The 21,440-nt window shown below is 49.4% G+C and carries 22 protein-coding genes and 1 pseudogene; 18 read left to right on the top strand and 5 right to left on the bottom strand.

Annotation, left to right across the window (positions count from 1 at the left end; all coding sequences use genetic code 11):
* Nucleotides 1-53: 53 nt before the first annotated feature.
* Nucleotides 54-218 (bottom strand): DUF1328 domain-containing protein, encoded by a 165-nt coding sequence (locus M4D81_RS23770; RefSeq protein WP_006212708.1) that lies wholly within the window; start codon nt 216-218, stop codon nt 54-56.
* A 278-nt stretch (nt 219-496) separates the two neighbouring features.
* Between M4D81_RS23770 and M4D81_RS23775 the strand changes: the two genes are divergently transcribed.
* From M4D81_RS23775 to M4D81_RS23825, 11 genes are all read left to right on the top strand, one after another.
* Nucleotides 497-1,018 (top strand): DUF948 domain-containing protein, encoded by a 522-nt coding sequence (locus M4D81_RS23775; RefSeq protein WP_071219615.1) that lies wholly within the window; start codon nt 497-499, stop codon nt 1,016-1,018.
* Between the two features lie 57 nt (nt 1,019-1,075).
* Nucleotides 1,076-1,609 carry a hypothetical protein gene (locus tag M4D81_RS23780; RefSeq protein WP_260068251.1) on the top strand — a complete coding sequence of 178 codons (534 nt, stop codon included), beginning with the start codon at nt 1,076-1,078 and terminating at the stop codon, nt 1,607-1,609.
* Between the two features lie 87 nt (nt 1,610-1,696).
* Nucleotides 1,697-2,038 carry a YflT domain-containing protein gene (locus tag M4D81_RS23785; protein WP_260068252.1) on the top strand — a complete coding sequence of 114 codons (342 nt, stop codon included), beginning with the start codon at nt 1,697-1,699 and terminating at the stop codon, nt 2,036-2,038.
* Between the two features lie 256 nt (nt 2,039-2,294).
* Nucleotides 2,295-3,470 (top strand): PP2C family protein-serine/threonine phosphatase, encoded by a 1,176-nt coding sequence (locus M4D81_RS23790; RefSeq protein ID WP_260068253.1) that lies wholly within the window; start codon nt 2,295-2,297, stop codon nt 3,468-3,470.
* On the top strand, nt 3,467-7,126 hold the full coding sequence (locus M4D81_RS23795) for a response regulator (protein WP_260068254.1): 3,660 nt from the start codon (nt 3,467-3,469) through the stop codon (nt 7,124-7,126). Before M4D81_RS23790 ends, M4D81_RS23795 begins: the two co-directional genes overlap by 4 nt.
* Before the next feature lie 60 nt (nt 7,127-7,186).
* The gene (locus tag M4D81_RS23800; protein ID WP_076325426.1) at nt 7,187-8,059 is read left to right on the top strand and encodes a CheR family methyltransferase; all 873 of its coding nucleotides are present in this window, start codon (nt 7,187-7,189) and stop codon (nt 8,057-8,059) included.
* A 19-nt stretch (nt 8,060-8,078) separates the two neighbouring features.
* A complete protein-coding gene (locus M4D81_RS23805; RefSeq protein ID WP_260068255.1) occupies nt 8,079-9,758 on the top strand; it encodes a response regulator in 1,680 nt (559 codons plus the stop codon).
* Between the two features lie 112 nt (nt 9,759-9,870).
* The gene (locus tag M4D81_RS23810; protein ID WP_009594079.1) at nt 9,871-10,194 is read left to right on the top strand and encodes an STAS domain-containing protein; all 324 of its coding nucleotides are present in this window, start codon (nt 9,871-9,873) and stop codon (nt 10,192-10,194) included.
* Between the two features lie 32 nt (nt 10,195-10,226).
* Nucleotides 10,227-10,676: an anti-sigma B factor RsbW gene (gene rsbW, locus M4D81_RS23815; protein ID WP_071219608.1), complete on the top strand. Its 450-nt coding sequence runs from the start codon at nt 10,227-10,229 to the stop codon at nt 10,674-10,676.
* Entirely contained in the window at nt 10,673-11,443 is a 771-nt protein-coding gene (locus M4D81_RS23820) for a sigma-70 family RNA polymerase sigma factor (RefSeq protein ID WP_009594120.1), read from the top strand. The genes rsbW and M4D81_RS23820 overlap by 4 nt, the downstream gene beginning before the upstream one ends.
* A gap of 128 nt (nt 11,444-11,571) precedes the next feature.
* Nucleotides 11,572-12,549 (top strand): magnesium transporter CorA family protein, encoded by a 978-nt coding sequence (locus tag M4D81_RS23825; RefSeq protein ID WP_071219607.1) that lies wholly within the window; start codon nt 11,572-11,574, stop codon nt 12,547-12,549.
* A 90-nt stretch (nt 12,550-12,639) separates the two neighbouring features.
* On the opposite strand, the gene M4D81_RS23830 is transcribed toward M4D81_RS23825, so the two are convergent.
* The 3 genes from M4D81_RS23830 to M4D81_RS23840 all read right to left on the bottom strand — a co-directional run bounded on the left by M4D81_RS23830 (nt 12,640) and on the right by M4D81_RS23840 (nt 13,920).
* A complete protein-coding gene (locus M4D81_RS23830; protein WP_071219606.1) occupies nt 12,640-13,071 on the bottom strand; it encodes a DUF5665 domain-containing protein in 432 nt (143 codons plus the stop codon).
* 133 nt (nt 13,072-13,204) lie between these two features.
* Nucleotides 13,205-13,615 carry a YtxH domain-containing protein gene (locus M4D81_RS23835; RefSeq protein ID WP_216534039.1) on the bottom strand — a complete coding sequence of 137 codons (411 nt, stop codon included), beginning with the start codon at nt 13,613-13,615 and terminating at the stop codon, nt 13,205-13,207.
* Nucleotides 13,616-13,662: 47 nt separating this feature from the next.
* Complete coding sequence (locus M4D81_RS23840) at nt 13,663-13,920, bottom strand: GlsB/YeaQ/YmgE family stress response membrane protein (protein ID WP_071219604.1); 258 nt, start codon at nt 13,918-13,920, stop codon at nt 13,663-13,665.
* A gap of 283 nt (nt 13,921-14,203) precedes the next feature.
* On the opposite strand from M4D81_RS23840, the gene M4D81_RS23845 reads away from it, so the two are divergent.
* Both M4D81_RS23845 and M4D81_RS23850 read left to right on the top strand, forming a co-directional pair.
* Nucleotides 14,204-15,208, top strand: a complete 1,005-nt coding sequence (locus tag M4D81_RS23845; RefSeq protein WP_260068256.1) for an asparaginase — start codon at nt 14,204-14,206, stop codon at nt 15,206-15,208.
* A gap of 65 nt (nt 15,209-15,273) precedes the next feature.
* The gene (locus M4D81_RS23850) at nt 15,274-15,993 is read left to right on the top strand and encodes a pirin family protein (protein WP_260068257.1); all 720 of its coding nucleotides are present in this window, start codon (nt 15,274-15,276) and stop codon (nt 15,991-15,993) included.
* Nucleotides 15,994-16,073: 80 nt separating this feature from the next.
* Here the strand turns inward: M4D81_RS23850 and M4D81_RS23855 are convergent, their stop codons facing one another.
* Nucleotides 16,074-16,301 (bottom strand): DUF1128 domain-containing protein, encoded by a 228-nt coding sequence (locus M4D81_RS23855; protein ID WP_015737472.1) that lies wholly within the window; start codon nt 16,299-16,301, stop codon nt 16,074-16,076.
* Nucleotides 16,302-16,484: 183 nt separating this feature from the next.
* On the opposite strand from M4D81_RS23855, the gene yyaC reads away from it, so the two are divergent.
* The 5 genes and pseudogenes from yyaC to M4D81_RS23880 form a co-directional block, all read left to right on the top strand.
* Complete coding sequence (gene yyaC, locus M4D81_RS23860; protein WP_260068258.1) at nt 16,485-17,024, top strand: spore protease YyaC; 540 nt, start codon at nt 16,485-16,487, stop codon at nt 17,022-17,024.
* Between the two features lie 108 nt (nt 17,025-17,132).
* Nucleotides 17,133-17,924 (top strand): alpha/beta fold hydrolase, encoded by a 792-nt coding sequence (locus tag M4D81_RS23865; protein WP_194544581.1) that lies wholly within the window; start codon nt 17,133-17,135, stop codon nt 17,922-17,924.
* A gap of 121 nt (nt 17,925-18,045) precedes the next feature.
* On the top strand, nt 18,046-18,954 hold the full coding sequence (locus M4D81_RS23870; RefSeq protein ID WP_235613067.1) for a DUF6483 family protein: 909 nt from the start codon (nt 18,046-18,048) through the stop codon (nt 18,952-18,954).
* A gap of 36 nt (nt 18,955-18,990) precedes the next feature.
* Entirely contained in the window at nt 18,991-20,166 is a 1,176-nt protein-coding gene (locus tag M4D81_RS23875) for a class I SAM-dependent methyltransferase (RefSeq protein WP_194544580.1), read from the top strand.
* Between the two features lie 220 nt (nt 20,167-20,386).
* Nucleotides 20,387-21,440, top strand: a pseudogene (locus M4D81_RS23880) (O-antigen ligase family protein); the annotation flags it as partial.

The following is a 21,440-nucleotide window of genomic DNA, read 5'->3' on the forward strand; positions in this document are numbered from 1 at the left end:
TTTCATTTCCTCTGTGTATATTCAATGCATGGGCTTTAGTATGTGCGACAGCGTCACATACTTCGTCTGCGTCCGGTAAAGAGAGAGATCACAAACAGGACAACGAAGATGAAGAACAGCACCTTCGCAATGCTGGCAGCAGCCTCAACGATGCCGAAGAAGCCAAAGATCCCTGCAATCAGTGCAACAACTAGAAAAATTACGGACCATTTTAACATCCTATTCACCCTGCTTTCTTCATCGATTTTATTGGATATAGGCATGTAGTCTCATGATGCTCCAAGAAACGGCACATATCCAATTTGAAGCTCGGTAGGGAGCCGCTTAGCCGTTGCCAACAGCGCCCTTCGTAGTGTTCTTTAACCGGGGCGGCAGGGGATGAAACAAGCTGTAGGACAATGGCATTATTGGCAGCGATCTCTTTGTTTCGTGGGCTGGGGGATAGGGTAACTATTGCGTATCCGAAACCAACATACTTGAAAGTGAGGGACAACGTATGCTAACCCAAATCAGTGTTGCCATTATTGCCGTAGCATTTGCGGTTCTGGTTTTCTTTTTAATCAAGACATTAAAGGCTGCGACACAATCGCTCGAAAAGGTAACCGAAACCCTTCAGGATGTTCAAAAGACGGTGGACGAATTAACTTATGAAGTGAAGCAGACCATCCGGAATACGAACGATATTACGGTGGATGTTCAGCATAAGATGAAACAGATCGATCCGGTGCTGGATACCGTCAAGAATCTGGGAGAAGCTTTAAGCGAGGTCACCTATGCGGTGAAGCAGGTATCCTCCGGCATGGTTAGCCGTTTTAAGCAATCCCGGATGGAGCAGAAGAAAGAGCAGCCTGCCCGTACGGAAGTGCCTTTGACGGCTCAGGATCGTACGTTCCAATCCTATGATGCGGTATATCAGAATACCGAAGCAGAAGAAAAGTCACGCGGTCGGAACTGGTTAGCCTACGTGGATACAGCGGTTGGTCTGTGGAACAGCTTCCGTCGCCAAAAAGCCAGATAAACGTAAGAAAGCTAAACCCGGGTATAGCTCCGACAGCTGAAGAAAGGAGGAGGTCGCATGTGGAATGTCGCACTGTTGATGGTAGGGCTCTTGATTTACTCCGGAGGTGGGGGTGCCGTGGCAGAGCCGCAGCCTTCTGCCGGGATGTCGCCACCGCCTATAATTCATGCCGCTTCGGATGTTGGACAAGCACAAACCAGCGACAACTCTACGGAGAGCTATGGAACTTTAAACGGGATTTCGTTAACGGATAACAAGCACGATGTCATTCGGAAGCTGGGAACGCCGGCTCGAATTGAGCATGAAGAGCTGACCGGAATTACCAAGCTGGATTACAAAGATATGGAGGTTGGGGTCCGCAACGGCTACACGGAATATGTTCATGTGAAGCCCTCTGCCGTATCCTTTCAGGTTGAAGACCAGCGTATAGGTATGACAACCGATCAAATTAGGGCATCTCTGGGTAAGCCGTATTTCAAAGCGGAGGATGGGGATGTGTACCTTGAGAACCATCAAGCGCTTAAGGTGTTTATTGACCGGGACTCCGGCGAAATTGCAGGAATTGATTTATTTTTCGATTATAGCGACTGAAGTTGTTTCAACCTTAAGAAATAAGGTTAATAACAAATGGACTATAACCTAAATTGAGGTTTTACACTATTAGGGGAGGTTTTCACAATGGAATTTACCAATACGAAGTCATATGCCAAAGTCGTTGAGAATGGTGTACAAGCGGTTCAGGAGGTTCAGAACCTGCGGCAGTCCGGTTACGATCATGATCGAATTTATGTGTTGGCTCATGATTCGGATAAAACGAGTCGGATCGTGGATGCATCCGATGCCAATAACGTAGGCATCAAGGAAGAAGGCGTGTTTGACGCCTTTGCGAATTTGTTCCGGTCCCGCGGCGATGAGCTCCGCGCCAAGATTGTATCGCTTGGTTTCACGGAGGCCGAGGCTGGATTCTATGAGAAACAGCTGGATCTAGGCAAAGTACTTGTTATCGCTAAAAAAGATTGATGATATAGCAACGAAAGTTCAGCTTTATGACAGCATCGAGGGTAGGCGTTATAGGACTTAAAACATAGATAAGGAATGAGACCATAGACGTCTCATTCCTTATCTATGTTTTAAAAGAATGTTCCATATACCTAGTAATAGTGGAAGATTCAAGATTTAGAACCTTTTTCTATGGCAATTGATCAGAGGGCTATTATAGTATAATAGTAGGAAAAGGATTTCTATCGTATAATCCGAAACGTTAAGGGAGAGGGCAATGAGAATATTAATCGTAGATGACAATCCGACTAACGTCATTATTATCCGAGAAATCTTAAAGAAGGAAAATTACCAGAACACTCTATCTGCATCTTCAGCCCTGGAAATGCTGGAGCATCTGGGGATCGGCGATCGCAGCCAAGAACTCCATCCCCAGAGATCGGACATCGATCTGATCCTGCTTGATATGATGATGCCCGAGATGGATGGAATAGAAGCATGCCGTATTGTGCAGCAATACGAGCATTTGAAAGATATACCGATCATTATGGTTACCGCCGTCGGGGATTCCAAGAAGCTGGCCGAAGCGCTGGATGCCGGTGCCGCCGATTACGTAACGAAACCGATCAACAAGGTAGAGCTGATGGCACGCATACGCCTGGCGCTCCGGTTGAAGCATGAGAAAGACTGGCATATTGAGAGGGAACAGCGGGTCCAGGCCGAATTGAAGCTTGCGGCCATGGTTCAGAATGCCGTATTGAGCTCACCAATCGAAGATGATCAGCTTGAGATTCATGCGCTGTACCAGCCCTCGGCAGAGCTTGCGGGAGATTTGTACGCATGGTACCCGCTTGGTGATGGCCGTTATGGCGTGATTCTGCTGGATATGATGGGACACGGGATTACTTCGTCCCTATTTTGTATGTTCATCGCTTCGGTTCTGAAGGACACGGTGACGACTTATGTCGAACCGGAGAAGGTGGTTCAGGAATTGAACCGCAGGTTCAATCAGTTAAACCTCGGCGAACAGCTGATACAGTACTATTTTACAGCGATCTATCTTGTTGTGGATACCCGTTTAAAGCGGGTGGACTACGTCAACGCAGGGCATCCGCCGGCTCTCTTCTTTCAAGAGAGCGGGGATGTGATGACCCTGGATCAAGGCTGCTGCCCAGTGGGATTGTTTGACCGGATCGAAGACATGGAGCCAAGAAGCTTTCAATATGAAGGTGAAGGACATTTGGTTATGTATACGGACGGCCTGCTCGAACTGGTGGAGGGCGGTCATGACGAGAAGCTGGATTATCTGAAGGAGCACTTGGGAGGCCCTCATCATTGGAGAGAAGATGAGATGAAGAAGCAATATTTTGTGGATGATCCATCGCAGGAGCGAGAGGACGATAAATGCCTGGTTTGGATATCTCTTAAAAAAGGAGAGGAAACCAATCAATGAAGCTTAGGAGCAAGTTAGTCATTGGTTTTACGACTTTGCTGGCGCTCATGCTGGTTCTGACCTTGATTGGTTATGACCGAATCAGTTATATGAACGACCAGTTGAACCAGATCTATCAGGATCGCTACCAAAAGGTACGAAACTCCAGCGCAATGCGCGGAGAAGTCAACGATATGGCTCGAGAGCTTACGAACATGATCTTGAGCAATGATCAGTCTACGTATGCTGTGTCCGAACAGGAACTGGAAACGATGACAGCACGAGCTCAAACGTATTTTAAAGCGATCAAAGAAAGTGCAAATGCCGCGGAAGAGCAGCAATTGTTAGTTCGGATTGAGCGTGCGGTGAATCAATATATCGTTTATCAAAATAAGACACTGGAGCTGCTGGCAAAGAGCAACGCAACGGAAGCTAATCTGCTTCGTAATTCGACCGGACAAGCTGTCCAGGAAGAGATGCTGACGAGTTTGAACGAGCTTAGCAGCTACGAGAACCAGAAGATCAATGATGATATAACAGCAGCGAAAGCAGCATATGACCGCTCTGTCCAAATGTTTATCTATATCATGGCTGGCGGTTTGTTATTAGGAATGCTGGTCATTCTATGGATTCTTCCAAGCATTACCCGAGGCATCAACGTAGTCTCCATGATGTTGAAGAGCTTTGGAGAAGGCAGATTGAAGGCGATCCGTCGTATTAAAGTTACGTCCAAGGATGAGTTTGGCGATGTGGCCCGGGTATTTAAAGACCTGTCCGAAGATATTATCGAGAAGCAGCGCATCGAGGAAACCTATCTCCAGGCGCAGCGTGATCAGTCCTGGCTCAACTCGAATATGGCCAGAATCACGGAACTGCTGGAGGGGATCAATTCCCTGGAGGAAGTCGGTCAGCGGTTTATCAGTGAATTTACGCCGATTCTGGGTGCTCATTATGGAGCGATCTATATTCGTCAAGAAGACAAACATCCGAATAAGTTGGAGATGAAAGGTTCTTACGCCCATGAAGGCGGCGAAGAGCCGAAGATTTCCTTCATGATCGGGGAAGGGCTTGTAGGTCAAGCTGCGCTCGACAAGAAACCGATCGTACTGAAAAGTGCGCCGGAGGATTACATGAAGGTGGAATCCGCTTGGGGATCATCGAAGCCGATATCGGTCATGATCTATCCGATTCTGTTTGAGAATGAAGTGTTGGGTGTTGTTGAGTTGGCAGCCTTTGAAGAAACAACATCACTGCAGGAGCAGCTTTTGTCTCAGCTGAGTCAATCGCTTGGCATCATTCTGAACAATATTACAGGTCGTCTGCGGGTAGAGCAGCTGCTGCGCGAATCGCAGGCCATGACCGAAGAACTTCAGGTTCAATCGGAAGAGCTGCAGACTCAGCAAGAAGAGCTTCGCCGCACCAACGAAAATCTGGAGGAGCAAACTAATGCCCTCAAGCGTTCCGAAGACTTGCTGCAGCGCCAGCAGGAAGAGTTGGAGCATTACAATACCGAGCTTGTTGCCAAGACTCGTGCGCTTGAGGAACAGGTGCAGGAAGTGGAAGAGAAGAACGATGAGATCGAGAAGGCGAGAATGCAGCTTGAGCAGCAAGCGAAGCAGCTTTCGATTACAACGAAGTATAAGTCGGAGTTCATGGCTAATATGTCTCACGAGCTGCGGACCCCGCTAAACAGTCTGCTGATATTATCACAGCTGTTGTCGGAGAATAAGGATGGAAATCTGAGCAATAAACAGATTGAATATGCACAGACCATATACATGTCGGGCTCCGATCTGCTCAAAATGATTGATGAGATTCTAGATCTGTCCAAAGTGGATGCCGGGAAAATGGAGATCCATTATGAGGATGTTCAGCTTCCGGATATTGAAGCCTTCGTGGAGCAGAACTTTGCCGCCGTGGCATCACGCAAGCATATTGACCTGGGTGTGCATATCAGTGAAGATATTCCGCAGAGCATTGTCACGGACAGCCATCGCGTGAAGCAAATTCTTCGCAATCTGTTGTCGAATGCCTTCAAGTTTACCAATAGCGGTTCCGTCGAGCTGCATGTGGAAAAGGCCGACAAGGAGAAGCTTCCGCTTTACCTGAATGCCGAAGCGGATTATGTGGCCTTTGCTGTCAGGGATACCGGAATCGGCATCCCGGCGGATAAAACGGATCTGATCTTTGAAGCCTTCCAGCAGGTAGACGGCACAACCAGCCGTAAATACGGGGGTACCGGGCTTGGTTTATCTATCAGCCGCGAGCTTTCCCGTCTGCTGGGCGGGGGCATTCTGGTTGAATCGGAAGAAGGCAAGGGAAGCTGCTTCACGCTCTTCCTGCCAGCCAGTCATCCGGATTTGGTAGAGAGTAACCAGGAAGCAGCTGCAGCAATTGAGGCACCCACGGAGAGTAATCTGATCGTACCGAAAGCGAAGATGATTACAAAAGAGGTTCAGCCATCCGTACAAGTGGATGACGATCGCAATCAACTCGGACCGACAGATAAAGTCTTGCTTATCATCGAGGATGACGTGAAGTTTGCCAGAATTCTTCTGGATATGGCCAGAGGCCGCGGCTTCAAGGCCTTGGTTGCATTGCAGGGGGATATCGGTCTGGAGATGGCCAAGTCGTACAAACCGGATGCCATTATCCTGGATATCCAGCTTCCGGTTATTGACGGCTGGTCTGTCATGGGCGAGCTGAAGAGCTCTGCGGTTACGCGTCACATTCCAGTGCATGTTATTTCGGTCGTGGATGAAGTGAAGCAAGGATTAATGATGGGTGCGATCGCTTACTTGAAGAAGCCGTCATCGAGAGAAGCGCTGGAGGACGCGTTTACGCATATCGAATCCTATGCGGAAAAATCGATGAAACATCTCCTGATTGTTGAGGATGACGACATACAGCGGAATTCGATCATTGAATTGATTGGTCATGACGATGTATCGATTACGGCGGCATCCACAGGCGCCGAAGCGCTCAGCGAGCTTCGCAAACAGCGCTATGATTGTATGGTGCTCGATCTGATGCTGACGGATATGACAGGCTTTGAGCTGCTGGATCAGATCCGCGATGACGAGAACCTGGTGGATCTGCCGATCATTATTTATACAGGCAAGGACCTGGATTCGAAGGAAGAGATGCAGCTTCGCAAATATGCGGAGTCGATCATCATCAAAGACGTGAAATCGCCAGAGCGGCTTCTGGATGAAACGACGCTGTTCCTCCATCGGGTCGAGGCTGATTTGCCGGAAGATAAACGTAAAATCCTGCAGAAGCTGCACAATAAGGAAGAGCTGTTTGAAGGCAAGAAGATTCTGCTGGTGGACGATGATATCCGTAACGTGTTTGCTCTCTCCAGCGTGCTGGAGGGTTACAATATGGAAGTTACCTTTGCGGAAAACGGCAGGGAAGCCATCGAGCTGCTTCAGGATCATCCGGAATTTGATCTGGTGTTAATGGATATGATGATGCCGGAGATGGACGGTTATGAGGCGATGCGGCGTTTACGCGAAATGCCGGAATTCGAGAAACTGCCGATTATTGCCCTGACAGCCAAAGCCATGAAAGAGGATCGTGCAAAATGTATTGAAGCGGGAGCTTCCGATTATATGAAGAAACCGATACAAACGGAGCAACTTCTTTCGCTTATGAGGGTTTGGTTGTATTCGTAAGCCGCTTTTGTGGGTAAAGTACAAGTAGCAAATAAACACGGGGAAAGCGGTGCAAGCGTGATGTCATCTAGTGACCATATGGAATCAGAACAACTGTTGTTAACAGAGGAAAGCGAACGTGAGCTGGAACAGATCGAGATTGAGCTTCTTTTGGAAGGTATTCATCGATTCTATGGTTACGATTTTCGCAATTACGCCATTCCCTCATTGAGGCGGAGAATCTGGCATCATGTTCATGCCGAGGGCGTGTCCACCATATCAGCCCTACAGGATAAAGTGCTTCACGACCGTTCTTGTTTTGAGCGGCTTATATATAATCTATCGATTCCGGTTACGGAAATGTTCAGGGATCCGAAGCTATTCCTGACATTCAGGCAGTCTGTAGTTCCATTGCTTCGTACGTATCCTTATATACGGATTTGGCATGCAGGCTGTTCGACCGGAGAAGAAGTGTATTCCATGGCCATTTTGCTTCATGAAGAGGGATTGTATGAGAAGTCCCGGATTTATGCGACGGACATGAATTCGCGTTCGCTCCAGCAGGCCAAGGAAGGTGTATTCGACATTAAACGCATGAAGCAATATACCAAGAATTATATGGAGGCGGGCGGTACCCGCTCGTTCTCTGAATATTATACAGCGAAGTACAATTCGGTTATTTTCCAACCGTTTTTGAAGAAAAACATGATATTTGCCGAGCATAATTTGGCAACAGACCGTTCCTTTAACGAGTTTAATGTGATTTTTTGCCGGAACGTCATGATTTATTTTAATGATCAGCTGAGGGATCACGTACACGGATTATTTCACGAGAGTCTAAGCCATTTTGGTATTCTCGTACTGGGTTCTAAAGAGTCCATACACTTTACGAATTATAGTGAAGCTTATGAGACGCTGGACCGGGTGGAGAAAATATACCGGAAGATTAAATAGAGTTTTGTAGGAGGATCTCATGGGGTTTCACGAACCGATTCATATTCTGTTGGTAGATGACCGCCCTGAAAACTTACTTGCGCTCGAAGCTGTTCTGGACAGCGAACAATACACGCTAATTAAAGCTACTTCGGGGGAAGAGGCTTTACGATATCTCTTGAAGTATGATTTTGCCGTGATTGTTCTTGATGTACAAATGCCCGGCATGGACGGTATCGAAACAGCAAGGCTGATCAAGGCGAGAGACAAGACGAAGGATATTCCGATTATATTCATTTCCGCGAACAGCAAGGACGCGGAGCATCTTTTTGCAGGATACTCCGCAGGGGCAATCGACTATATGGTTAAACCTTTTATCCCTCAAATCTTGAAGTCCAAGATCGAGGGTTTTGTCGATATGTACCGGACCAATAACAGGCTGAAGATTCAGTCCATGCAATTGCATCAGAAGACCCAGGAGCTTGAAAAAATTAATCAAGAGCTTGTGCTGGCCAAGGAAGAAGCGGAGATTGCCGCCAAAGCCAAAACGGAATTTCTGGCGATGATGAGTCATGAGATCCGTACGCCGATGAATGGCGTCATCGGGATGATTGATTTGCTGATGGACAGCGATCTTCAGGATGAGCAGCGGGAATATGCAGCCATTATCCGAAACAGTGCGGATGCCTTGGTTAACATCATTAATGACATTCTGGATTTCTCCAAGATGGAATCAGGCAAAATGGAACTGGAGGAATATCCGTTTGATCTCAAGTCCTGCGTTCAGGAAGTGTTTGGTTTGTTCTCCGGAGAAGCCTCCAAGAAGAATCTGGAGCTTACGTATTACATTGAGGATCAAATTCCTGCGATCGTATTCGGTGATATGGGACGCCTTCGTCAAGTATTGGTGAATCTGGTATCCAATGCCGTGAAGTTTACAAATGAGGGTGGTGTGTATTTGATTGTCTCGCTTGCCCAAGCTGAAGAAGACCGATTAACCCTTGAATTCACGGTGAAGGATACGGGAATTGGCATCTCATCCGAAAAAATCGATCGGTTGTTCAAGCCGTTCTCTCAGTTGGATTCCTCAATGACAAGGCGGTACGGTGGAACAGGACTGGGGCTGGCAATCTGTAAATCGCTCGTACAGATGATGGGCGGAGAGATCGCGGTGGAGTCCAAGGAAGGCAAGGGAGCCACTTTCGTATTTACGATCTGCGTTCATACACATGAGGAAGAGCATCAACGACTCCGGGAAGAGGAGCGTTCGGCAAAATATCGTGTGCATGGGGAGAGGCAACCGAACATCCTGATCGTGGACGATCATCCGATTAATCGAAAACTGATGGACAGTATGCTGGAAAAGATGGGGATGAAAGCGGATATGGCGGAGGACGGCAGACAGGCAGTTGAGATGGTTGCAGGTCCTAAAGTCTACGACATGATCTTCATGGATTTGCAGATGCCGGTAATGGATGGTCTTGAGGCGGCGCGACTGATCCGCCAGATGAAGCCGGAAACTGAGGCTCCCGTTCTGGTTGCGATGACGGCGAATGTGATGGACGGGATTCAGAAGCGCTGCTTTGACGCAGGCATGAATGAATATATCAGCAAGCCGGTAAAAATCAGCTGTGTGAAGCACCTGATATCGCGGTATGTACCGGTAGAACCGGAAGGATGGGATATGCCCGCAAGCCCTGTTCGCATCATCAACGGTTAGTACTGAAACCGATTCCCATATATTAGCGTGCCCATAACCCTCTTTAACCTGTTTCAACAAGCGAGATAACGGGTTATGTAAAGGGAAAACAAATGATTGGGAGAGAGTGTCTATGAATACAAAAACGAATGATAAGTTCAATGCTAAGACCCAGATGAACGAGGGCGTATGCACGGTATTTCTGAGCGGTGAACTTGATTTGTCCGTCGCTCCTGATTTTCGATTAGTGATGGAGCCTCTTGTCGGCAATTCCGAAGTAGACTTGATCGTCAACATGAAGGACATGACATATATTGATAGTACGGGTATTGGTATTCTTCTGTCGATACTGAAAGCCAGACATGGCATGGAAGCACGCTTTGCAGTCGAGGAAGTTCCGCCGCAAATTCAAAAGCTGTTCGATATGACGGGTATTGCGAAGTTCTTTCAGTCGTAAGAAGAATTCCCAATAGGAAAGGATCGAAAAGAATGAATTCAGATGTTCAAAGAGTAACGCTTAATTTGCCTGCCAGTGCTGAATACGTTGATATTGTAAGACTGAATCTGTATGGAATAGCTTCCAAGATGGGCTTTTCCTATGAAGAGATTGAAGATATGAAGGTTGCGGTGTCGGAGGCCTGTAATAACTCGGTCTTGTATGCTTATAGTCAGGAAGGCGGAATGGTAGAGGTTTTATTTCAAGTGACCAGCGATTCGCTATCCATCACGGTCCGAGACGAAGGGGAGAGTTTCGACAGTATGGGAGCGGTTGGCAACCGTACACTTCATGATAAAGATCTCAGCGAGGTCCAAATCGGAGGACTAGGCTTCTACCTGATGGAGGCGCTTATGGATGAGGTAAGCGTGACAAACCAGGCTGGAAAGGGAACCGAGGTTACGCTGACGAAGCGTCTCGCAAGAAGCGAGGAGCCCGTATGAGTGATAAAGCGACTCCCCAAGAGTCCAGAGATGAAGCTGTTCATTTAATTGAACAATATCAGCAAACGAAGGATAACGATATCGCAACGGTGCTGATTAAGAAATATGAACCGATGGTCAAAATGGCCGCAGGCAAGATTGCCCGGAATCGGCCCGACCTGTACGAGGATTTGTATCAGGTTGGCCAAATGGCATTAATTCGTCTTCTGCAGCAATATGACATCAGCCTGGGGATTCCATTTGAGCCCTATGCCATGAAAAGCATGATCGGTCATATGAAAAACTTTCTCCGCGATAAATCATGGTACATTCAAGTGCCAAGGCGGATCAAGGAAAAGGGTGCCTTGGTTCAGCAGGCGATTGATGAATTAATGGTGAAGCTGGAGAGATCTCCCGATGTGAATGAGATCGCATCCTACTTGGATCTTTCCGTTGAGGAAACGGTCGAAGTGTTGGCCGGACGTGAATGCTATCATTATGTATCATTGGATTCCCCTTTATCCCAGGAAGAAACCGGAGCGACGCTTGGAGAGCTAATCAGTTCGGATGTGAATGATTTTGATTCCGTTGAGAAGCGCATGGATCTTCAGCAGGCGATGAGCCAGTTGAAGGAGCAAGAGCAGAAGGTGCTATTGCTGGCATTTCAGGAGGGACAGTCCCAGAGAGCAATCGCTCAGAGGTTGGGCGTGTCGCAAATGAGTGTGTCGCGTATACAGAAGCGGGCAACGGAAAAACTGAAGCAGATCATGTCCAATTCTTCTTACTGATATGGACAAGCCTCGTAGTAACAGTAACAGACGTATAGCAACATAAGGCACGCTTCCTCCATTACGGGAAAGCGTGCCTTTTTGGAACCTTGCGATTTTGTATTTACAGAAGGGAGTGGCAGTAAAACATGCTGGGGCCGGATAGGATGGAAGGTCAGGATGTTTATACTTTTGCGGGGGGATGGAAGTGGTACGATGTTCGAACGGATAACTGGCAATCCTCCTGGATCGGCGAGCTTCGGACGCGCTATCCTTATACAGCCGAATGGTTCGATCAGGCGTCGACGTTAAAGGAACGAAACTATTTATCCGTCCGATTCAAGGATGGGGTGGAGCCGGTCATTATGGGAACCATGCTTTATAAGGTAACGGATGATGCCGATCATTACAAGTCGGAACAGTTCTATTTCTATACGGACGACCAAGTGCTGATCACCATCAATTTGGATGACCATACCCGAAGCGTGATGGCTAAGTCCGAAAGAGCTTCCATGCTTCATCAATGCCAAAAGCCCGTCGACGGCATGTTTGTGCTGGCTCGGGCCATTTTGCATTATTACCATGCGGGAATGGATCAATTCGAGCATAACCTGCGTCTTGTCGAAAGCGATATGCGTACACGCAACCGGAGGTCTTTAATGGACAGCATTCTGACTTCCCGGTTTGAGCTGTTGGAGTGGAGCAATCTGTTTATTCCTTTTCAGGAGCTGATCGCTGCAGCAAAGGAAGGGTATCATGGCGAGCTGGATAGCAGTCGCTCGTTTCAACAGCTTCTACATCGAGTGGAAAGAATGGAGAAGCTGATTCATCATTATGAGCGCGAAATCGATACGCTGGTTTCGATAGACGATGCAATCTCCGCGTTCCGCGGTAATGAAATTATGAAGACATTGACGATTTTTACGGTCGTGCTTACACCGGCAACCGTGGTCGGAGCCATATGGGGGATGAACTTTGAAAATTTGCCCGCCATTAAGACGTTCTGGGGATTTACGGTAGTCAGCGGTTGTACCCTGCTGTGGACGGGAGGCATGTATCTTTGGATGCGTGCGAAGGGATGGACGGGAGACCTGCTTCAAGTAAAGTCCAGCAATAAAAATCTTTGAGGCATAATGGTGATCCATGAATGGCAGCAACAATGATCACAACGCCCGGTGACCTTTACAGGCACCGGGCGTTTGCATGCTAAAGATACACTAGGATCGGGATTGATCAATATATCCTTGCAAATCCGAGATGAAGTCCCCAATCATCGGTACGTTGACAAAGAAGCTGAGAATGTAACCCAGAAGACCCAGCACAAGTGCCGTGCCAAGGGTTAAGCCTAGTCCCCGGGATAGTCCGGCTGTGAGGTTGGCGATGATGCGTTTCTTGGGATTCATGTAATTCTCGATCATGTCCTTCATTTCGGACTTCTCCAGGGTGGTGGCAATTTTGTCCAGACGGGTGTTCAGTTTCTTCACTTCGTGACGCAGTTCAAAGGGATGCTCCTGGATATCATCCGCCTCCCGGGAGCGCCTTTCCTCGCTTGTTTCAGATTCCATTCGTGGCTCATCGCGTTGTCTCGAACGATCGCCGCTCCGGGTCGAGAAACTGGAGCCGCTATGATATGGGTTCGCTTTACTCATAAGATCTCCCCGCTTTCCAGGCAGAAACGCCGTTTCATTTCACATATCAATCCAATGATGCTTACAAGCTGACTGTCACGATCTGGCACAAAAATAGCCAGCTGTGTCAGCTGGCTATTCGTGACCTCACGAATTAAACATTCGTTGTCGATTTCATTTCACGGCTGACATCGGAAGAAGTGTCCATCGCTTTATCCTTTACGTCTTTGGAAGCATTTGAAACCTCGCTGGACACGTCTGCCGATGCTTCCTTGACGCTGGACATAATGCTTTGGCGGCCTTCATTCACGGTGGCCATCACATCGGAGGCTTTGGTACCCACGGTTTTCGCAAGCTCAGAAGCTTTATCGCCTACGGTATAAGCAACTTCCTTCGTTTTATCCGTTACCATGCTCAGTTTCTCGGACAAATCCCCGCGCAGTTCGCGGCCTGGCTTTGGGGCGAACAACAGAGCTGCCGCCGCTCCTACCAGGGCACCGATGAAAGCACCTTTGAAGAATGTGGAACCGCTTTGTACTGGATGTTCTTGTTCTGTGTGATTCATAACTTTCACTCCTTTTAGTTAATATAAAAAGAATATAGACACGAGAATCAGGCTGTACGTCTAAATAGCTTGGCAGCAAGACCGAGCAAGAATACGAAGATAGCTGTACCGATGATAGCGGGCACAATGGCAAATCCGCCAATGACAGGCCCCCATGCTCCGAAGAGCCATGGTCCGAGCCATGCGCCTACGAAACCAGCGATCATGGACCCGATAATTCCGCCCGGCATTTCATGACCAACCAGCGCATCCCCGATGATCCCGATGATGATTGCCATTACGATGCTGATGATGATTCCCCACATACGATCGCCTCCTTTTTAAAGAGCAATGTTTTTCGAGTGGGCTTGCTTATCTCGTAATTAAACCTAAGGCCACATGGTGAAACAGGACAACGTTAAACGGGAGATAAAATGAAGTGTCCGTCCCCTACGGAATGATCGCCTGCTGTTATTTGCAGATTTTTGTACTATACTGAATACAGATTTGCAACAATCCCCGAATGATCGAGGATTATTGGTACCAGATATACACAGGTTTTTAAGGCAGGCATATGGTCACAGACGGTTATAGAAGGAGTTATTTAACATGGATACTGTATTAGTGAAGGAATATCGGGCGGACATTTTGGAGTGCGTCCACAATGGACATATATGTATTGTTAATGAACAAGGAAGCATACAGGCATACGCGGGAGATCCGGAATATGTCGCATTTACGCGTTCTTCGGCCAAGCCGATGCAGGCAATCCCCTCCATCCGGGGCGGGCTTGCTGACCATTATGGGCTGACGGATAAGGAAATCGCGATCATGACGGCTTCGCATCGGGCGGAGCCGGCTCATATCGAAGTATTGGAAGGCTTTGCCCGAAAGGTCAATATTAGTGAAGCTTATATGGTTTGCGCGTCGAGCTGGCCGCTGGATGAGGAAAATAAGGAGACTCTTCTGCGAGCGCAGAGAGACAAGAGCAAATGGTTCCATAATTGCTCCGGCAAGCATTATGGTATGTTGGCCTATTGTCAGATGAAAGGGTACCCGCTGCTCGGATACGATCAGCCTGAACATCCACTGCAGCAGGAGATCCTTCAGACGGTCTCCTATTTGTCGGGACTGGCCCCCTCTGATATCCGATTGGGAACGGACGGTTGCGGCCTGCCGGTATTCGCCATGCCGCTTCGCGCTTTGGCTACAGCCTATATGAAGCTTGCATCCCCGGACCTTATCGAGGATGAGCCAACAAAAAGGGCGGTCATCCGAATCACGGAGGCCATGCACGCATCTCCTTATATGGTGGCAGGAAATCAAAAGGTGGATACCCTTCTCTTGGAAGACGATAATATTGTGGCCAAAGGAGGCTTTAAAGGCGTGTACTGCTTAGGACTGAAGAAGGAGCGGCTCGGCATTTCGTTCAAAATTGCAGATGGATCAGAAGAAGAATGGGGCTGGGTAGCGGAGTCCATATTGGAGCAAATCGGGTATAGCAACAAGACAACCATCGATCGCTTGAAAGCCGCGTATCCCAAAGATTTGTGCAACGATGAGGGCCTGAAAGTAGGCAGGGTGGAAACCGCGTTTATGCTGAACCGTGCTTAAGCATGACTGATTAGACCGGAAACCGCCGGGGTATTGATTAGTAAAAAAGGCGGAGGTGACCGGCCATGATTAAGATCATGACGGCAGCGGAAAGACATACTACCCATAAAGACGGTATTCATAGTGAATTCAGCTTTTCGTTTGAGGATTATACAGATCCGCATAACGAGCATTTTGGAAGCTTGCTGGCACATAATGAATATGTGCTTAAACCGATGGAGGGTTTTGATCGAAGGTTTCATCATGATTTGATCATTGTCCATTTGGTGCTGGAAGGCACGTTAACGTATGAAGATGATACAGGGAAAGAAATGGAGCTGACTTCCGGTTCGATTCATGTCGTGAATACAGGCTCCGGCGTGTACCATGCAGAGAAGAATGCCTCGTCTTCCGAGGACGTACGCTATCTGGAAATGTGGTTTCTACCTGCGGAGCCAGACCTTGAGACCAGTCACCATCAAAGCGATTTTACAAAGGAACAGCGGTTGAACCAGATGCTTCCGATCATCGGGTCGGGCCATGGTGAATCAAGCTTGCCCCAATCGCTGGATGTTGTGATGTACAGTACCATACTGGAGACTGGACAAGAACTGACGTACAGCCTGGCAGGGGATCGGAGAATGCACCTGTACGTCATTAGCGGTCAAGTCGAAATATCGTCGGAAGACGGCATGTTTAATATTACTGCGGGTGACGCGGCCAGGATACAGCGGCGTCACGAGCTGACATTTCGAGGGAACTCAAGTGAGGGGACCTCGGAAGTGGTGATGATCGATATGCCGTAGAGAAGGACAACAAAGCCCCCGGAACATCGCTTGGATCAGCGAAGTTCCGGGGGCTTTGCTATAAAAGGGCTAATGATAATCTACTGGTTTCCGCGCAGCTGCCCGAGCTCCGATACAACTGCTTCCACTTCCGATATACTCAGGTTTTGCTTATTCATGACCATATCGTACAAATCATAAATATCATCATATTGGTTAACCGAGAAGGCGGAGGCTTGCATGGCAGCACCGGTAGCCATCCGAAGCTTGGTTTTAATCTGTTCAATCATATACTCGACATTAGCTTGTGATTTTTCACTCAAATCCATGGATTAACACCATCCTCTCATAGGCGGATTTACGATTTTCATCCCTGTATTGTACCATGTTACCATGCGGCTCGACCAATGTTTTTGCCATCGGAGACAGAGATAGGTTAAAATCAGGAAAAAAAGGTTTTTAGGCTGTAAAAAGCAAGGTTTTAAGCGATGTAATCAAGGAGGAGGTCCGTCATGAGCGAACAAGCCGGCAAGACGCCAGGCGTACAGGCTGTAAAAGCTAAAATGTCGGGGAATGAACTGGCGGATTTTTTTCGGACGATTTCGCAGCGGCATGCGCTGGATAGCATCGTATTTTTATGTATTGGCACTGACCGTTCCACAGGAGATGCACTCGGACCGCTAACAGGAAGCCGGCTATCGGAATACGGTTTCCCGCATGTGATCGGGACGCTGCCCGAACCGTGTGACGCTTTTAATCTTGAGGCAAGACTTCAAGGCATACCTGAGGATAAGTCAATTATTGCCATTGATGCATGCTTGGGACAATCCTCGTCAGTCGGATATTTCTTTACCTGCGAGGGTCCACTGACGCCTGCCCAGTCCGTCGGCGGGAGGCTTCCGGCAGTGGGAGATTATAGCGTGGCAGCGGTTGTGAACGTCCATGGACCGAAGCCGTATTGGACTCTCCAAGTGACGTCCTTATACCAAGTCATGGGGATGGCGGAGCAGATAGCGAAGCAAGCCGCTATTGCCTTTGGCCTCAGGCCGTAAGACATGGCGTTTCAGCCGGGGTTGTTTTTGTTTAATAATAGATCATTCTTTATAAAATAATGGGTGTCTATCACATGGCATCCGCTGAATAGAAAGAAGGGTATCGCTATGGAAAAAGTACAATGCAACGGCAGCACGATTTGTTATGTTGATCAGGGACAAGGTGAGCCGATCATTCTGCTCCACGGTTTCTGCGGAAGCTCCGCCTACTGGGAACAGGTACTGCCATTTCTTCAAGGCTTCAGAGTCATTGTACCGGATCTCCGTGGTCACGGGCGATCTGATGCACCGATGGGATCGTATACCATTGAACAGATGGCAGACGATGTACTGCTATTGATGGATGAGCTCGACATTCCGAAGGCAGCGTTACTCGGTCATTCCCTTGGAGGATATATCACGCTCTCCTTTGCCCAGCGTTACGCTTCTCGTTTGAACGCCTTCGGCCTGATTCATTCCACAGGCTACCCGGATTCGGACGAAGCGAAGGAAAAGAGGGTGCAGGCGGTCAGCACCATCCAAGGGGAGGGCATTACGGCTTTTGTTGACGGATTGGTGCCCGGCTTATTCGCTCCGGATACGAAGGATAACAAGCCGGAATGTATTCAGCGGGCGAAGGAGATAGGCTATCTAACGCCACCTCAGGGAGCAATCGGAGCGGCGCTGGCGATGCGTGAGCGTCCAGACCGACGCGATGTGCTCTCCGCGTCCACGCTGCCTATCCTGCTGGTAGCAGGAGAGAAGGACGGGTTGATTCCGGCAGAGCGTACCTTTACGACAGACCATGACAACGTGACTCAATATGTAATCGAGGGCGCAGGACATATGAGTATGATGGAGACGCCGGAGAAGCTCGGCGAGGTCATCACTTCTTTTATGGGACGGCTTACGAATGAATAACGCATGAGAATCTTTCAATAGTTTATAATGAACGGATACCCCCTAGCGGGATATCCGTTTATTTATTTTGTGCCCAGACGCGCCATACCTCGTATGCATGGCCGGCCGAAGCAGAGCGAGAATGGGAGGGGGGGGCCGGGAACTGGAATTCCGGCCCCGGATAGCCTACAATTTAATCGTGATCCCGTTTGGGTTTGAACCGGCAAATTTCTCCCTTGTAAAGGATGATTCGCTAAAGGCTGCCCCGGCATTCCTTCTTGGTTTCTTGGCAGCTGAACGCAGTATAGTAAAGATGAAGATCAGGAATATGCTGCATCTGTCATGGATGCAGGTTGGGGGTGCGCGTATGTTTCGCAGGGATTATCTCGTGCGGCTAATTGAGGATATGACACAGATGATTGCCAAGGTGTTTTCGCTTAAGCAGGAGCGGAAGCACACAGAAGCGCTATGGGAGATTGATGAGCTCTTCAAACGGCAGTTCCGGTTGAATTCAGACCTGCTTCGCTCATTGTCCGCTGCCGATATTGAGCAGCTATTTCGCAGTCACGGTTATCTGGAAGCGGACAAGCTGCAAAGCGCCGCCAGGCTAATGGAAGAGGAAGCGTCCCTGCTGCTTGAGTTGGAGCGTGAAGAAGAAGCCGTTATGCTCTATACCAAGGTCTTTCAGCTATATTTGAAGTCGGCCCTGCAAGGAGCGGATTTGAAGCTGATCGGGTTGACGGAACGGATCGGTATGGTGAGAGAACGTTTAAGGTCGTATGCATGGCCAGAAACAGCGATGCGGGATTACTATGCGTATACGGAGCAGCAGGGGATGTACGCAGAAGCGGAGAACACCCTCTACCAACTGCTGGATAATGGCAAGATGGAATATGGCGAAGCTGTGCAGTTCTATCAAAGATTGCAGCTGAAGCTGCCTGAGGATTTGGCGAAGGGCGGGCTTCCGCTGGAGGAAGTCCATGAAGGAATGGATGAGCTTAAGCGTCGTTTTCCGCATGAAGCGGTGAACGGCGACAAGTCGTTGACCTAAGCGGGATTAACCTGTCTATCATATAAAGAAAGCGAGATGTACCTTTTGGATGCATTAAGAAAATTGATTCACAACATCATGGAAGAAGGATCATTGATCACGGCTACGCTAAGCCAGCTCCGCAAGCGGGAAGGCATGACCTACAGCAAAGTAACGGTTAAGCCCGTAGAGCTCAAGAACAAGCTGCACTATCAGTTTGCCTATTATTCCGGAACCAAAGTCACCCATCAGAACGTGCCGGCCGATGAGGCGGAGGCCGTGCTGGTTGACATGTTCGAGAATGTATTCCGGCAAGCGATGATGTATACGCCGGAAGCGGACTATCAGGTTCTGATCTCGAAGAAATACAAGGTTTCGATTCTGACCAAATCCCCCTCCAAGACAAAGACAGATTTGTCCCATAACCGGAAAAAGACATATATCCTTGAAGAGGGAGAGCCTGTTCCGTTTCTGGTGGAACTCGGCATCATGAGTGAAGAGGGCAAAGTATTTGCCCGCCGATACGATAAGTTCAAACAGATCAACCGGTTCCTGGAGATGGTTGAGGATGTGCTTCCCCACCTGCCGGAGGACCGTCCACTGACGATCGTTGATTTTGGCTGCGGCAAATCCTATCTGACCTTCGCTTTATATCACTATTTGGCGGTAACCGCGCGCAGAAAGCTGAATATTGTCGGTTTGGATCTCAAGGCGGATGTCATCGAACACTGCAGTATGCTGGCGAAAAAACTGAACTACACCCAATTGCAGTTTCTTGTCGGGGACATTGCGGAATATGACGAACTGGAGCAGGTGGATATGGTGGTCACGCTGCATGCATGCGATACGGCGACAGACGCTGCACTGGAAAAAGCGGTTCGTTGGGGCGCTTCAGTCATTCTGTCGGTCCCTTGCTGCCAGCATGAGCTGTTCTCCCAAGTCCAAAGCCCTGTTATGGAGCCGCTGCTGTCCCACGGTATATTGAAGGAACGCTTCTCGGCCCTTGCCACGGACGCCATTCGAGCCAAGCTCCTCGATCTGATGGGTTACAAGACGCAGCTGCTGGAGTTTATTGATATGGAACATACTCCGAAGAATATATTGATCCGGGCGGTTAGCGGTTCTGCGGGAGATCGGGATAAACTGTGGCAGGAATATACCGCGTTCCGCGATTTTTTAAGCGCCTCGCCATATCTGGAACGGGCGTGCAAGGACTTGCTGCCGGATACGTAAAATCACATCATGCGGATTCCGGAAAAAGCGATGAAAGTGCGACTGCATTTTCATCGCTTTTTTAGATAGTCAGAAAGTATAAACTTCGGGGGTCAAGCGGCCTTATAGCGCCGATGAGTTCCCCGCCGCTGCTTCAAGAATAACAACGTATGTCCTTGCCCACAATGCTAATAGATGGTTTGGCCACGAAGGACGGATGCCCTGTAAGGAGCAGCCGGGGATGAATGGTTATGCATCGGAACGGGGGCGCTGGTTCATGGCATGGAGGACCCTGCATCGTATTTGCGGGATGATGCTGATTGCACTTGTCTTTGTGGCAGGTATCCGGAGCGGGATGTTTTTTGACGGGGATGTCTATGGGGTCGGAGCAGGATTTGGGATGCTTCTGCTGCTTATGATGGCAGCTAAACGGCATGATGGAATCCAAGGCCGGGGAATTCCTGGCACGGGCACGATATTGGGCTTGGTTAATTTAGATAAAGGGTTGCGAGTGGTATTGGGGTGCATCTGCGGCATGATTCTCATGTACGTGCTTCATGGGATCGGGCGGCCGCTCTCACTGGAAGGCACGATGAAGGAGATCATCCTGTGGGGAAGTTATGCCTCTTTTACGGCTGTTGCCTGGCGTATAAGCCGTACAGGTGACGGCTTACGATTGATGCAAATAGGCTGGCATCTGTTGGGCGCTGTGCTGTGCGGCAGCGCTTTGCTTGCCGTATATGGGCTTTTGGAGCTGCCGTATGGGATCTATCATACGGCGGATGCGGACATCAGCGCGTCCGGCGCGAGGCTTGGCGGCCTGCTTCAGTACCCGAACACGTTCGGGGCCGTGATGGCCGCCTTCCTGCTGGAGCGGCTGTTCGCGCTGCCGCCCGTCCTGCGGTCCCGGACGGGCACGCTCCGCGCAGCGGCTGCCCTGCTGCCGCTGCTGCCCTACACTGCCGCGCTGCTCCTGACGGAGTCGCGCGGCGCCTGGCTCGCGGCCGCACTCGCGTGCGCGGCCGGCTTCGCTAAGGAGCGGCGTGCTTTCGCGCCGCTCCTGGTGGCTGCCGCCGCGCCTTTGGCGAGCGCGGCGCTGCTGTACCGCCAGCTGGCTGATGCCAAGCTGGCACCAGCGGTGCTGCCCGGCCTGCTGTGGCTGGCCGGGCTTTGGGCCGGCGGCGTCCTCGCCGGCCTGCTGCTGTGCCGCTGGCGGCACAGCGGGGGCCCGCGGCGGCGGTATGCCGCGCCAGGGGCCCTGGGAGCTGCGGCACTGCTGGCTGCCGCAGCCGGAG

This window comes from Paenibacillus sp. p3-SID867 (genome assembly GCF_025142895.1).
Classification (GTDB): domain Bacteria; phylum Bacillota; class Bacilli; order Paenibacillales; family Paenibacillaceae; genus Paenibacillus_AQ.